The organism is Caballeronia sp. GACF4, from assembly GCF_023631025.1.
Taxonomy (GTDB): Bacteria; Pseudomonadota; Gammaproteobacteria; order Burkholderiales; family Burkholderiaceae; genus Caballeronia.
Genome location: NZ_JALQDW010000036.1, coordinates 1 through 13,884 on the forward strand (window position 1 = coordinate 1; position 13,884 = coordinate 13,884).

A 13,884-nucleotide genomic window follows, 5' to 3' on the forward strand; every position below is an offset into this window, starting at 1 on the left:
ACGCAAGCCGCGCGTCGCAGATCAACCGTGGCATGAACCCCGCGCCGCGACCTCCCGCCCGTGTTTGAACGTGGCGGTCATGGCCATGTGTTGCGTAAGCCATGACCGCTTGATTATTTCCTCCTCGGACCAGACATGCCAGGAATTATTCGCATAGGCGACCGCCATACCGGCGACGGCGCCGTCACGCAAGGTTCAGCAACCTGCGTTTTCATGGGACGCGCGGTTGCGCGCCTGCACGATCGTGTCACGTGTCCCCGCCACGGTGACAACCGTATTGCTTCGGCAACCTCAGGGGCTTTCGATAACGGTTTGGAGATCGCGCAACACAACGACCGCTGCGAATGCGGTTGTCGTCTGATCTCGTCACTTCCAAATAGCGGCAAAAGCTAAGCATGGCGCTGGACCTGGATAACCTTCCACCGGAACGCGCCGAACCTGACGAGCCGCCATCGAGGTTAGTCTGGACGGTGGTCTTCTTCGTCCTGGCTATCGCCGGAATCTTTGGCGTGATGGCGTTGTGGCCGCGCGCAGAACCAATGCAGACGCCCTTGTTCTGGACTTGCCTTGTGCTGTATCCAACGGGCCTCGCCGCGTTTGTCGTTTCACGTCGGTTCAGCATTCACGAGAGGCAGTGTCTCGATGCGCGGGACTGGAATGAGGCACGAAAGCGGTACAACGAGAAGTTGTTCGCACGCGAAAGCATTCCGATGGCCGTGCTCGCCACGGCCATCCGCGTAACGGATGACGAGACAGCGAAACTCGTGACAAAGATAGAAGAAAACGCGTTGACACTCGAGGCTCAGGCATCGGAGCTCATGGAGGACGCATCGGTAACGGCGCGGTGGCTCCAACCAGACGACGCGCTCTTTGCCGTCGACGACAAGGAGCGCCACGGCCTGCTGCTGTCCTGGCTCTTCGACCAACTTATCGGCGAACTTGCGGACCGTCTCGGGTCGCTTCCGGATGATTTTCCGCTGCGCGTCTTTCTCGATATCGGGGGCTATATCGGAGAGGCAGACGCAAAAACAACCTGGGAAGGCATATGGGCGCGTCATGAGTTGCGTCAGGCGGAAACGACGTACACGCCAGTGCCCGTTGATTTGATGACGGTCGATCAATGGCTCGACGATACGAGTGGCGCCTTGCATCTCTACGCGGTCCTGCTGATTTCGGTATCGCTTCAGAGCATGTTGGATGGAGCGCCCAACGCAGGCGAGGCCGAGGCGGGCGTCGCGCTTCTCGTGGCCTCGCATGGATTAGCGGCCGAGCATCGACTCATGCCCGTCGCGCACATGCATCGCCCGTTGAATTCGGCGCGGACCCATCTCGACAGCGCGCTCACACATGCGCTGCAATGGGCAAAAGCCGACGCGCCGTCGTTGGAGTCGGTCTGGATGACCGGATTCGACGGCGAATCGGTCGGGCCTTTGCACTCATCCCTGAGCCACGTTGGCGTGCGTGAGGCAGGCGAAGATCCGCTGACGGAATTCAATCTCGACGGCACGGTGGGACGAGCGGGGAGATCGGCCGACTGGCTCGCCGTAGCGTGCGGGGCGAACAGAGCGGACCGGTTGAGCGCGCCGCAACTCGTCGCCCGTAGCGCCGGCGAACACTTTCATATGGCTGTGGTGCAAAACAGCCGTAATAAGCAGAAAGACGAATGACTCGTAAATTCAAGCTAGACTTTTTAGCCACGCTATCCCTCGTGATCTTGCCCGGCATGCTGGTCTGGGTACGGCCTCAGTGGGTCGGGATCTCAGCTGACAGTCGTGGAGCTGTCATAGCAGCACTGTGCGCTATTTTCATCGTGCTATGGCTCGTGCTCAGTTATAGCGAAGCGTCGCGTGCGGCCGTGGCTTATCGCGCGGTGAAAGACTGGATGCTCAAACACGGCGGTGCGTCCGATGACGCCGCGCAGGGGACCACGAAGCCAGGCGTTGGTGATTTCAGCGATCTCAGGCAATGGCTAGTCGAGCAGCACGGCTGGCGCTGGCGTTGGCGCGAGCGTTGGATCCTGGTTGTCGGCGACGGGGAAGTAGTTCGGCGCGTGGCGCCTACGCTCTTCAAGTTCGGGTATGCCAGCGCGGGAGGCGCGGTTCTTCTTTACGCGAAGCAGACAGACAGTGCCCCGGATGTGCAGCATCTCGCCGCGTTGCGCCGATTGCGCCGCCGCCGTCCAGTGGACGCGGTCGTTGCACTGACCGTCGCCCGTGCGACGGGCCACGATATGTTCGATGTTCAAAGCGTCTCGCAAGCGCTGGCACGTGTCGCGCGCGTGCTTCGCTGGTCTGCTCCGGTGTATTTGCTGAATGCGGAGCCATTGCAGGCGAGTCCGTCTCATACAGATGAGCCGCCGGTCGGGCTTACCTGGTCGCACTCGCGTATGGTTTCCGATTTCGTCGGCTCGGCACTACATGACCTCACCGGCGAATTGGCAAACGCCGGGGTGATGCGTCTGTCGAAGAACCCTGCAGATCGATATCTGGCGGAATTGTCGCAGCACATAAGCACAGCACGGGAATCGCTGAAGCATCTCGTGACAGGCGCTTCACGGTCGCACGATGCTATTCGCGGGCTTTTCTTCACACCGCTGGACATACCCGCGGGACCGACAGAGTATCCGCGCGAGGCCGCGCGCCACCACGCCGGTGTGCCCGAAGCGTCGAATCGAACGCTATGGCAAACCATCGCGAACCACAGTCGCAAAGCTTACGGCAGGCGCGTGGGCCTCTCGTCGTCGAGTGTGGCCGCATATCTCGTCAGCGCTGTCGCCGTACTATGGTTTATCGGCTCGATAATTTCCGGCATGTCGAACCGCGCAACCATGCGGGACGTTGCGTCGACGTTGAGCAAGGTTTCTTCGCCGCGCGACCAGACGCAAGCCTTGCTCGCCCTGGATGCTCTTGACAAACAACTCGACACACTTGAAATACACCGCCAGCTGGGCGCTCCGTGGCTCGCTCGTTTTGGTCTGAACCGTGACGCCGCTCTTTATGAAGCGCTTTCCCCGGTTTATCAAAGCGTCGCCTCGCGCGTACTGATCGATCCGATCAAGGCAAGACTCGAATCTCGCCTTCAGCAACTCGCTTCCCTGTCCGATGCCGAAATCGCCAGCGGTGGCAACACACAGGTCCAGGCCGCGTACGACACGCTCAAGGCGTATTTGATGCTCGCCCATCCCGAGCATGCCGACGCGTCGTTTATCGCCACACAGTTGCTGACGACGAATGCGCCAGCGCGTCCGCAGAATGCGTCAGTGACGGCGGGCACTTGGGAAGACTTGCGCCAACAGGCCGTCTGGTTTTACGCGAGGCACCTTAAGCGCGGATCGGCGTCAGCCATCGCGCCTGACATCACGCTTGTCGCGGCGACGCGGCAGACGATCATCGGCGTGCGCGGCATCCAGAATTCGACAGACGCGATCTATCAGCAGATCATCGACGAGACGAAACCGAAATATCCGCCGATGACGTTGGCAACCTTGCTCGGCGATCACCCAAGCCGAGGCTTGTTCAACACGAGCGCGACTGTTCCGGGCGTTTTTACGCGTGCCGCGTGGGACGAACGCATCCCAAAGGCGATCGATGAGGCGAGCGAACAGCGCGCGGTGACGGGCGACTGGGTGCTGTCTGACGCGAAACTTGATAACACCGCGCCGTCAACGCTCAAAACCGAACTCCGTCAACGTTACTTCGATGACTACGCGCGCGCGTGGCAGCAGTTTTTGAACAGCATTCGCTGGCAAAACGCTTCGTCGTTATCTGGCACGGTCGATCAATTGACGCTGCTCGGCGACCCGCAACGCTCGCCGCTGGTCGCACTGATGAACGCTCTCGTTTTTCAGGCAAGTGCGGACGCATCGACGCAATCAATATCGGACGCTCTGATTTCGAAGGCGCAACATCTTGTAGGCAAGGACGAAAAGGACCCGTCCAAGCAGATGCAGCCATCACTTTTGCCGCTGGCAAGCGCGTTCGGTCCTATTCTGCGTCTGACTGGCAGCGAGTTCGCAAGCAACGCACCCGCCAATGCCAGAACCACGCTGCAACTCGTGAGCGATCTGAGCTTGGCTCGCTATCTTGAGCGTGTCACCGCAATGCGTCTGAAGACGCAACAAATGATGGCCAGTCCCGACCCCGACGGCATGTCGCGCGTCGCCGCTCAAGCCGTGCTACAGGGTAGAACGTCCGATATCGCCGATAGTCGCGATTATGCGAGCCGTCTCTCTGCGAGCTTGGGCGAACAATGGTCGGGTTTCGGCCGGCTTTTCGAAGCCCCGCTTGACCAGACGTGGCAAGTGGTCGTGCAACCGGCATCGTCCAGTCTGAACGAAGTCTGGCGCACATCCATCCTTGCTGACTGGAATCACAGCTTCGGCGGCCGCTATCCGTTTGCGGACTCCGACAACGATGCATCGCTGCCCGATATGGCGCACTTCATGCGCATGGACAACGGCGTGATAGCGCAGTTCGTCACGACGCAGCTTGCGGGCGTGATCGAACGTCAGGGCGACCACTGGGTCGCCACGCAAGGCGTGAATCAAGGCACGCTCATGCTTGATCCGGCGTTTCTCGTCGCGCTCAACAAGCTCTCGCGCGTAGCAAGGGTCGTGTTTCCCTCTGGCGATGCGCGGGCGCGGTATGAACTACGCGGCGTGCCGACGCCGGGCATCACTGATTTGACGCTGGTGACATCGGGTCAACAGTTGCACTACTTCAATCAGATGGAGCAATGGGAGCCGTTCGAATGGCCGGGGCAAGCCCTGGACAACACCGCACAACTTCAATGGCAAACCGAGGCAGGCGGTTTGCGCTCGACCATGTACGCACAAGGGCGTTTCGCGCTGATTCGTCTGCTCGAACGTGCGAAGGTCTCGCAACAAGATAACGCGCGTTATCTGCTCTCGTGGACGCCGGATCAGAGTCTTACGCCGCCGCTGTCGGTTCAACTTCGCGCGGAGACGGGCGCTGGACCGCTGGATGTGCTTGTGCTACGGCACTTCGCCCTGCCTGAGCGCATCTTCATGTCAGGCGCGGCGAAGCAAGCATCTGTATCGCCGGGGCGGACGCCACCACCGTTGCCGCCCGGCGCGCTTGCCGCCGCGCAGAAGATCGGCGTCGCGTTGCCGGACAAAGAATGACGACTTCGCTGGGATCAGGTCACGAAGCGTAAGAAGACTTCAGCATGCATGGATCACACGGCGATCACGACTTCGGCGCGTTACCCGCTGCCTCTTGCTTACGCATCGGCATGCCGTCGATGGTCGTGAATAATTCGCGCGATGCAATCGGCTCGCGCGATTCGAGCTTCACGCCGCCGTCCTTGCCAACGAGCACCGCGCGAAACGCGCCGGGTTTGACGCCGTATCGTCGACGCAATGCATCGGCGGAATCGCTTGCGCCTTGCACGTCGTTGCCGATTACTTCGATCACTTGCAGGTCGCGTTGCGTGTAGCCATCGCTCGCATCCTGAACCGATGCGCGTTGCTTCGCGAATGCGGCGGAACTGACGTCATCGGCGAAGACGACGAGCAGACGCTTATGCCATGTGTACTGTTCGATGGAAGATATTGCAGCGCTTCCGGCTGCTTGCGAGGTATTGATCACGCCCAAGAGCAGGCTTGCAGCTACGGTTGCGGGAATGAGATAGCGGTTCATTGGCGGCTTCCTGTGCGGTTTGTTTCCGTGCACGCAGGAAGCGCGCCAACGACGTTACAGCCTTTCAAGCGTGCGCAAGCACTTGACCAAAAATCTACTTAACCGCGAGCTTGTCTTGCGTCTTCGTTTCAAAGTCGCCAGCATCATGCCGCTCATGCAACTGGCTCGAAAGCTCGCCGAAGGTCCGGTTTACCATGCGGCCGCGTTGCACGGCGGGACGCGCGCCGATCGCATCGGCCCAACGTCGCACATGCTCGTATTCATGCACGGCGAGAAACTCGGCGGCACTGTAAATCCAGCCATTCACGAGACCGCCGTACCACGGAAAGATGGCGATATCAGCGATGGTGTATTCGTCGCCCGCAATGTACCGGCTCTCCGCAAGCCTCCGGTCGAGCACGTCGAGCTGACGCTTCACCTCCATGGCGAAGCGGTTGATCGGATACTCCATCTTGCTCGGAGCATAAGCATAGAAGTGACCGAAGCCGCCCCCAAGATACGGCGCGCTGCCCATCTGCCAGAAAAGCCACGAGAAACACTCGGCGCGTTCCGCCGCGCTGGTCGGCACGAATGCGCCAAACTTGTCCGCGAGATACAGGAGGATGGCGCCGGATTCGAACACGCGCACGGGCTTGGGGCCGCTGTGGTCGATCAGCGCGGGTATCTTCGAATTGGGATTGGCTTGGACGAAGCCGCTGCCGAACTGGTCGCCGTCGCCGATCTTGATGAGCCAGGCATCGTATTCCGCGCCACTGTGACCCGCGGCGAGCAGTTCTTCCAGCATCGCCGTGACCTTGACGCCGTTGGGCGTGGCAAGCGAATAAAGCTGCAGCGGATGCTTGCCGACCGGTAGATCCTTGTCATGCGTCGGCCCCGCGATTGGACGGTTGATGCTTGCAAACTGCCCGCCGCTTTCCTTGTCCCAGGTCCAGACCTTGGGCGGTACGTATTCGGGTGAATCGCTCATGCTGCAGCCTCCTTCGCGTCAGGTTTTCAATGTCGCCCGAGGTTAGCAGGTCGGGTAAAAACCTGCTCGACACGAAGGAGGCTCGGCCGTTCAAGCGTGCAAGAAGCGGTGCGCCTGCAGCGCTTTCCAGTACGTGATGAAGCGTCCCGCGAACATCCCGGCGACGACGCCAGACACGAGTGCGTCGATGGACGCATAGGTTCCGAGGAGCGCCGCATCCGTCACCGTTGCCATCTCGAAGCCGAGCCAGAACTTGGCGGCGAAGATGGCGAGGATCAGCAAGAGCGGCACGACCGAACCCGGCAGCGTGACGGTGCGCGCCACCATATCGACGGAAAAGCGCGTGCGCGTCGCGTTGAACACGCCCGCCGCGATGCCCGCAAAAATCCCGACGATCCATGCGCTCACCGCAAAGAGGCTCGCGTGCGGATTGTGAGCCAAATGCACGAGGCCGAAGCCCGCGAAGATCAGCGGGATGATCGCCAGCTTGGACAGCGGCGTGGTACCGCCTTTCATTGCCTTCACGCCGCGCGAAATCAGATAAGCCAGCAGCAGCCAGACCCAGACCGGCGTGCCATGAACGATCATTTGCAGTGTCATTTTCGTTTCTCCTTCAGTCGGATGATTCGTTGTCGAGCAGATGAAGGCATCGTAGAGCGGCTGAATTAGAGAAGAATGAGAGCGCGCGAGCGTTCGCGGCGCGGTCGTTTAACATGGTCGCCATCGCTCGAACGCGTCAAGGAGACTGCCATGAAGAAGCTCATCAACGATCCCGCCGATGTCGTGCGCGAGATGCTCGAAGGCGTCGCGCGGCAGTCGCCGCACTTAGCCATCCTCGGCAATGAAAACGTGATCGTGCAGCGTGCGCAGCACGAAGCGAAGGACCGGCAGGTCGCCGTCATCTCGGGCGGAGGCAGCGGTCACGAACCCGCACACGGCGGCTATGTCGGCGCGGGCATGCTGAGCGCGGCGGTATGCGGTGAAGTCTTCACCTCGCCGCCCACGGATGCCGTGCTCGCCGCGATCCGCGCTTGTGCCGGTCCGCGCGGCGCGGTGCTGATCGTGAAGAACTACACGGGCGACCGCCTTAACTTCGGTCTCGCGGCGGAACTGGCGCGCGCGGAAGGCATTCCGGTCGAAGTGGTCATCGTGGCCGACGACGTCTCGCTGCGCAAACAGGCCGCGCGCAATCAGCGGCGCGGTATCGCGGGAACCGTGCTCGTCCACAAGGTCACAGGCGCGGCCGCCTCGCGCGGATCGTCGCTCGAAGAGGTCGCGGCGATCGCGCGCCATGCGGCGGCCAATCTCGGCACCATGGGCGTCGCGCTCGATGGCTGCACGCTGCCGGGTGTCGAAAAGTCCAGCTTCACGCTCGCCGACGACGAGATCGAACTTGGTCTCGGCATCCACGGAGAAAAGGGCGTGGAGCGCACCGCGCCGCTGCCCGCCGACCAACTGACCGACGTTCTGCTCACGAATATCATCGACGATCTCGCGCTCGAAAGCGGCGAGCGCGTCGCACTGCTCGTGAACGGCCTTGGCGCGACGCCGCAAATGGAACTGGATGTCGTGTTGCGCGCCGCCTTCGACAATCTGTCGCGGCGCGAGATTCACGTCGAGCGCGCATGGTCGGGCACGCTGCTGTCGGCGCTCAATATGCCGGGCTGCTCCGTTTCGCTGTTGCGTGTCGATGACGCGACGCTCGGTCTGATCGATGCCGCGACCGAAGCGCGCGCGTGGCCGGGCGGCGGCGCGGTCGGACGGGAAATCCGTATCGCCATGGCAGCGGATACCGTCGCGGAGCGGCCCGGAATCGCGCAGGAAAGCGACGGCGGCTGGGCGCGGGTCATCGAGCCGGCGCTTCAGTCGGTGGCGCGTGCGCTGATCGACAACGAACCGCGCCTGACCGAACTCGATTCCCTCGCCGGCGACGGCGATCTCGGTGCGAGCATGAAACGCGCGGCGGACGCGATCCTCGGCGTGCCGGGATCGGCGCTCGGCACGCCGGACGGCGCGCTTGCCGCGCTCGGGGCGTCCTTGCGCCGGGCGATAGCGGGAAGCTCCGGCCCGTTCTACGCGACGGCGCTCTTGCGCGCGTCGCGCCATCTCGCGGGAGTCGCGCAACCGAAGCCGGCCGATTGGGCCGCCGCGTTCAGGGAAGCGGTGCAGGCCATCAGCGACCTGGGCGGCGCGAAGGCGGGCGACCGCACCATGCTCGACGCGCTGTTCCCCGCATCGGCGACATTCGAAGCGGTATTGAACGAAGGAAAGTCCGCGCGAGACGCCTGGGAAGCGGCTTTATCGGCCGCTGAAGAGGGCGCGCAGGCCACGGCGAGCATGACGCCTCGGGCGGGTCGCGCAAGCTATCTGGGCGAGCGCGCCGTGGGTTCGCCCGATGGCGGCGCGGTCGCGGTGACGTACTGGCTCCACGCGCTCGCGGCGCATATCGGCGTGCGGTGATCCGCCGCGCGCGGCCGTAACGCGAGGTCCGCGTAACGTAGCAAGCGCCCATCGCTTTGGTTTCCTCATGCCGCCCGAGCGTTGCCCGGCGCGGCTTGCAGGCGATCGGCGGCCCGTGCGCCGCAATTGGCATGGTCTCTGCATTGTCTGGTGTGCACCGTAGCGCTAGCAACCTGAGAGGCTTGGCGCTAATAAAAACCAGACAACGCACGGATAACAAGATGATTGCCGCCACCCTCCCGAGTCTCGACGCCGACCGTACCGCGACCCTTATCGACGAATGCTATGCGCAGCGCCATCCGTTGCAGATTGCGCTTTGCCTGCGCAGCCTTCTGTCGCGCGGCGACTTTCTCACCGTGGAATTCGAAGGCGGGCAGATCGTGACGCAGGTCCTTGACGTCGATTCGCGCAGCGCGCGCTTTGTCTTCGATCTCGGCTGCTCGGATTCCAGCAATGCCGCGCTTGCCCGCGCGGACGCCCTGACGTTGCGCAGCCAGCCATCGGGCATCCAGACGGAATTCACGACCGGGCCGGCCGTAAAAGTGCTTTTCGATGGCCGTCCCGCGTTCGAAGCGCCGATGCCCACGCTGCTGTATTACGTGCAGCGGCGGCAGTATTACCGGGTCGAGACGCCACTCGTTAATCCGTTCGTCGCGCACGGGCGTGACGAAGCCGGCGATGTCTTCCACTTCGACGTAAAGAACCTTTCGCTCGGCGGCGTGGCCTTGCGTGTCTCCGATGACCGCTTCGAAACCGCCGAACGTGGCGGAGTCTGGCGAGGCGTCACCCTGCGGATGGGCCCATTCGGCGAAGTGAGCGTCGACCTCGAGATCGCCGCGCCGCGTTACAAACTCATGCAGACCGGCGAGCGCCGCGCGATTCTCGGTTGCCGCTTCATCGACCTGAGCGGCTGCGCTGAACGCGCCTTGCAGCGAACCATTACGCAGCTCGAACTGAAGCATCTCGGGCGCGGCTTCTGAATCCGTGACACACCGATAGCCGACTGTCACCTGACGGCACGCTTGCAAAGTGGCGAGCGTGCACGTTGTCTAATCGATCATGTAAGCGTTCCCCAAAATCGGGCATGTGATGTGCTGTTCATACGGAGTCAGAAGGCAATGCACGCCGCCTTCCGCAACCGATGCACGGCCCACTGCCTAATCTTTTTTGGGGTACTCACTCATGAGCACGACCAGCCTGAGATATCGATCGCGGACGGCGACAGCCCTCTTCGATTTACTCAATCCCATTCCCTACGGACTCTTCGTCGGGACGCTGATTTTCGACATCATCTTCGTCATCACCGCCAACGTTTTTTGGGCGAAGGGCGCCGCGTGGCTCGTCACAACGGGGCTCATCCTCGCGATCATTCCGCGCTTCATCAATCTCGGGCATGTGTGGTTCGGCTCACGCCACGTCGTCACGCGCACCGAGAAGCTCGACTTCTGGCTCAACCTGCTCGGCATCATCGCGGCGGTCGTCAACGCGTTCGTGCATAGCCGCGACGGTTATGGAATCGTGCCGCTCGGCGTGGTTCTTTCGGTTATCACCGTGGTGCTGTTGAGCGTTGGACATATAGCGCTTGCCTTCGACAAATTCGGCTTCCAGGAGGCGGCTCGTGATTAAGCAAACCACTTTGACGAGCGTGATCGCGCTCTCTATTGCAGCACTCTTTGCGGGATGCAACGAGCACGCCGAATACGACAGCGCGCATCAGGCTGGCGCGAATCCGCCACTGCCTACCGCCAAGAGCTTCTTTACTCCGCCGATGCAAGTCCCGAAGTTCGCGGGCTGGAAAGACAACGAAACGCCCAAGGTCGCGGACGGACTGAAGATCGAGAAGATCGCGTCCGGCCTCGAGCATCCGCGGCAGGTGTATGCGCTTCCGAATGGCGACATTCTCGTGGCCGAATCGGGCAGCCCGAACGCGGAGCCGGTCACCACGCCGAAGCAGTTGATCGCGGGCATGGTCCAGAGCCGCTCAGGCAAGGAATCGAAGGGCGCGAACCGCATCACGTTGCTCAGAAAGCGTGGCGATGGCAGCGGGGAATGGGAAAAGCACGTGTTCATCGACCATCTGCATTCGCCCTTCGGCATGCAGTTGATAGGCGACACGCTCTATGTCGCCGATACGGACGCGCTGCTCAAGTTCCCCTACAAGACGGGCGAAACGAGCATCTCGGCGGAAGGCGTCGAGCTCGCCGATCTGCCTGATCGCGTGAACCATCACTGGACCAAGGCGCTGCTCGCAAGCCGCGATGGCAAGAAACTTTATGTGGGCGTCGGGTCGAACAGCAACGTCGGCGAGAACGGACTCGACGTGGAGTATCGGCGCGCGAACGTGCTCGAAGTGGATGTCGCGACCGGCGCGAGCCGTATCTTTGCGGCAGGCATTCGCAACCCGACCGGCTTGCAATGGGAACCGAAGACGGGGCAACTCTGGACCGTGGCCAACGAACGCGATGAGATTGGCGCGGACCTCGTGCCGGACTATCTGACTTCGGTAAAGGATGGCGCTTTCTATGGCTGGCCTTATAGCTACTACGGCCAGCATGTCGATACGCGCGTCAAGGAGCAGCGTCCGGATCTCGTCGCAAAGGCTATTCCGCCGGATTACGCAATCGGTTCGCACGTCGCGCCGCTCGGGCTGATGTTCTATACGGGCAGCAATTTGCCGGCGCAGTATCGCGGCGGCGTGTTTATCGGCGAGCATGGCAGTTGGGATCGCTCGCCGCTGTCGGGGTATGCGGTGACGTATATCGCGTTCGAGAACGGCAAGCCTGTAGGCACGCCCAAGCCCGTGGTAACAGGCTTCGTTTCCGATGATGAGAAGGAACTGCGCGGCGCGCCTGTCGGCCTGACTCAGGACAAGGACGGCGGACTCGTCTTTGCGGACGATGCCGGCAATACCGTGTGGCGCGTGACGGGCGCGGGCGGCTAGCCTGCGAGCTTGTTGCAGAGACGCCGCATGCCGTTGAAAATCGCTTCGGCAATGTCCATCGGGAAGTCGCGGGGCAGCACGCTCGCGACTTCATCGACGACTTGTTCGGTGCGCGCCGTGACTTCGGCGATCAGCGCTTCGACTTCCGGCGCGGCGAGTCCGACTGTGCGCCCTTGCGCGATCCAGTGACGCGGCAAAATCTCGGCGATGACGTAATGAATGTTCTTGCCATGCACGGCCATGGCGAGTTTCGCGCGCTGCGCGGCAAGCTGATTGCGTCCCCGTCCGATGATCGGATGCGCGGACAGCACGTCATAAAGCGGCGTCGATTCATAACGATTGCCGGGCAGATGCGCGATGCTGAAGTTCTTCGCGTGACCATCGGTGGCGGCGAGCAGCCAGAAAACCAACTGCGCCATGAAGAAGTCGCGCCGGTCGTTGGCCGCGCGCCCCGAGCCCGACAGCACTTCCATGACATGGCCGATTCCCGGTCCGCCATCCGCTTCGTACTTTTGTAGCGCGGGCGTGCCGGTGGCCTGACACATATCCTCTTGCGGGAGCCGCAAAATCCAGCGCTTGTCGCTCGACAGACGGCGATCGAACCGTTCGACGACGAGCACTTTCTGATCTTCGAAGACTTCGATCTCGCACCGCGCGATAGCCAGCCCGAATGCCGCGACGATCTTCGAGCAAAGCCATTCGTTCTCCACCGATGTCCGCATGTCCGCTCGCATGTTGCCGACGAGCCCAAGCGGCAATTTAAAGATGTGCGTGGTCGGCGTGCTGCCCTCGGGCAGTAGCCACTGCTTGCCGCGCCGAAGCAGGGCGGTCTTTTCTTGCGCGCCTGCTATCGAGAGACGCAGGTCATCGAGCGGTTCGTGTTGCCCGAGTTGCGGCGTGGCGGTCGTCTCGCGCAGCAGCCGGGCGATCTGCGATTCGCTCATCGCGCGTCCCGTTATGCTTTCGAGATCGACCGGCGTCTCTCTGGGCGGCAGCATTTGAAGGGCGCCGACGCAGTCGCGACCCAACTGTGCGAGCAGCTGAAACGGCGCCGTGCCGCCCGTTCGATAACGCATGGCAATGCGACGGCGGATTGGCTCGCTGTCGGGCAGAAGGTTGTCGAAAAAGTTCGCGACCACTTGCCCGCGATACGGCTGATTGCCCGGCGTGAACGGCAGCGACAGCGAGAGAGGACGGCCTTGCGGGTCGGCAATCCACTCATCGCGATAGACGAGGCGCTCGCCACCGGTGCTGGATTCCCAGTGGCCGACGGGCAATCCGTTCATCCAGAGATCGAGCCGGTTCGGGTCGGTGCGGCGCGCCATGCTTACCAGTTCTCCCGCTTTTTCGCGGCTCTGGCCCGCGCCGACGTTGCCTTCGCCGCGATTTTCTTCGTGATGGGCGGGGCTTCGTCCGCTATGACGCCATCCGTCAGCATCATCTCGACGCCCAGCACGCGCAAGACTTTGAACATGCGCTCCATGCTTGCCGCAGCGGGATTGGCTTCCAGTTGCGCATAGGTCTGCTGCGTCACGCCCAATTGCGCGGCCATGCTTGCCTGAGTCAGCCCGGCGGCTTTGCGAAATCCTTTGAGGATGGGCCGCAATTGGCTGAGCGTCTTTACCGGATAGTCCACGAAGATCCCTACAGTCTTAAGACTGTTAAGCGGTTATACAGTTTATGACCTGTTAAAGCAAAAAACAAGTTTTAGACTGTAAATAGTAAAAACAGCCTAAAACCTGTTTTTCGAAAAAGTCTGACCCAATTAAGCATTTTCAGAAAACCTTAGCCCGTGCCGGTTAAAATTCGACGTTTTTCGCCCGCATCGACAGACCACGACACGCCACGACATTCAA

Annotated in this window: 11 protein-coding genes and 1 pseudogene; 7 read left to right on the top strand and 5 right to left on the bottom strand. The window is 61.7% G+C overall.

Annotated elements, in window-relative coordinates:
• Positions 1-135 precede the first annotated feature (135 nt).
• The 3 genes from NCR40_RS28440 to NCR40_RS28450 are packed head-to-tail and all read left to right on the top strand — an operon-like array spanning position 136 to position 5,143.
• A complete protein-coding gene (locus NCR40_RS28440) occupies positions 136-393 on the top strand; it encodes a PAAR domain-containing protein (RefSeq protein ID WP_284503508.1) in 258 nt (85 codons plus the stop codon).
• Between the two features lie 2 nt (positions 394-395).
• Positions 396-1,667, top strand: a complete 1,272-nt coding sequence (locus tag NCR40_RS28445; protein ID WP_250511423.1) for a KPHS_23130 family T6SS system protein — start codon at positions 396-398, stop codon at positions 1,665-1,667.
• Complete coding sequence (locus tag NCR40_RS28450; RefSeq protein ID WP_250511424.1) at positions 1,664-5,143, top strand: ImcF-related family protein; 3,480 nt, start codon at positions 1,664-1,666, stop codon at positions 5,141-5,143. Before NCR40_RS28445 ends, NCR40_RS28450 begins: the two co-directional genes overlap by 4 nt.
• Positions 5,144-5,207: 64 nt before the next feature.
• On the opposite strand, the gene NCR40_RS28455 is transcribed toward NCR40_RS28450, so the two are convergent.
• The 3 genes from NCR40_RS28455 to NCR40_RS28465 form a co-directional block, all read right to left on the bottom strand.
• Positions 5,208-5,660: a DUF4174 domain-containing protein gene (locus NCR40_RS28455; RefSeq protein ID WP_250511425.1), complete on the bottom strand. Its 453-nt coding sequence runs from the start codon at positions 5,658-5,660 to the stop codon at positions 5,208-5,210.
• Between the two features lie 94 nt (positions 5,661-5,754).
• Positions 5,755-6,627 carry a glutathione-dependent disulfide-bond oxidoreductase gene (yghU, locus tag NCR40_RS28460; protein WP_250511426.1) on the bottom strand — a complete coding sequence of 291 codons (873 nt, stop codon included), beginning with the start codon at positions 6,625-6,627 and terminating at the stop codon, positions 5,755-5,757.
• A 90-nt stretch (positions 6,628-6,717) separates the two neighbouring features.
• Positions 6,718-7,227, bottom strand: a complete 510-nt coding sequence (locus tag NCR40_RS28465) for a DUF6622 family protein (protein WP_244831823.1) — start codon at positions 7,225-7,227, stop codon at positions 6,718-6,720.
• 150 nt (positions 7,228-7,377) lie between these two features.
• Here NCR40_RS28465 and NCR40_RS28470 point away from each other — a divergent pair, with 150 nt between their 5' ends.
• The 4 genes from NCR40_RS28470 to NCR40_RS28485 all read left to right on the top strand — a co-directional run bounded on the left by NCR40_RS28470 (position 7,378) and on the right by NCR40_RS28485 (position 12,028).
• The gene (locus NCR40_RS28470; RefSeq protein ID WP_250511427.1) at positions 7,378-9,087 is read left to right on the top strand and encodes a dihydroxyacetone kinase family protein; all 1,710 of its coding nucleotides are present in this window, start codon (positions 7,378-7,380) and stop codon (positions 9,085-9,087) included.
• Positions 9,088-9,308: 221 nt separating this feature from the next.
• Positions 9,309-10,067 (top strand): flagellar brake protein, encoded by a 759-nt coding sequence (locus NCR40_RS28475; RefSeq protein WP_250511428.1) that lies wholly within the window; start codon positions 9,309-9,311, stop codon positions 10,065-10,067.
• A gap of 202 nt (positions 10,068-10,269) precedes the next feature.
• Positions 10,270-10,713 (top strand): DUF2231 domain-containing protein, encoded by a 444-nt coding sequence (locus NCR40_RS28480; RefSeq protein ID WP_250511429.1) that lies wholly within the window; start codon positions 10,270-10,272, stop codon positions 10,711-10,713.
• The gene (locus tag NCR40_RS28485) at positions 10,709-12,028 is read left to right on the top strand and encodes a PQQ-dependent sugar dehydrogenase (protein ID WP_244831961.1); all 1,320 of its coding nucleotides are present in this window, start codon (positions 10,709-10,711) and stop codon (positions 12,026-12,028) included. Before NCR40_RS28480 ends, NCR40_RS28485 begins: the two co-directional genes overlap by 5 nt.
• Here the strand turns inward: NCR40_RS28485 and NCR40_RS28490 are convergent.
• Positions 12,025-13,353 carry a type II toxin-antitoxin system HipA family toxin gene (locus NCR40_RS28490; RefSeq protein WP_250511430.1) on the bottom strand — a complete coding sequence of 443 codons (1,329 nt, stop codon included), beginning with the start codon at positions 13,351-13,353 and terminating at the stop codon, positions 12,025-12,027. The two genes, NCR40_RS28485 and NCR40_RS28490, sit on opposite strands and share 4 nt — an antisense overlap.
• A gap of 121 nt (positions 13,354-13,474) precedes the next feature.
• Positions 13,475-13,664, bottom strand: a pseudogene (locus NCR40_RS31665) (helix-turn-helix transcriptional regulator); the annotation flags it as partial.
• Positions 13,665-13,884 lie beyond the last annotated feature (220 nt).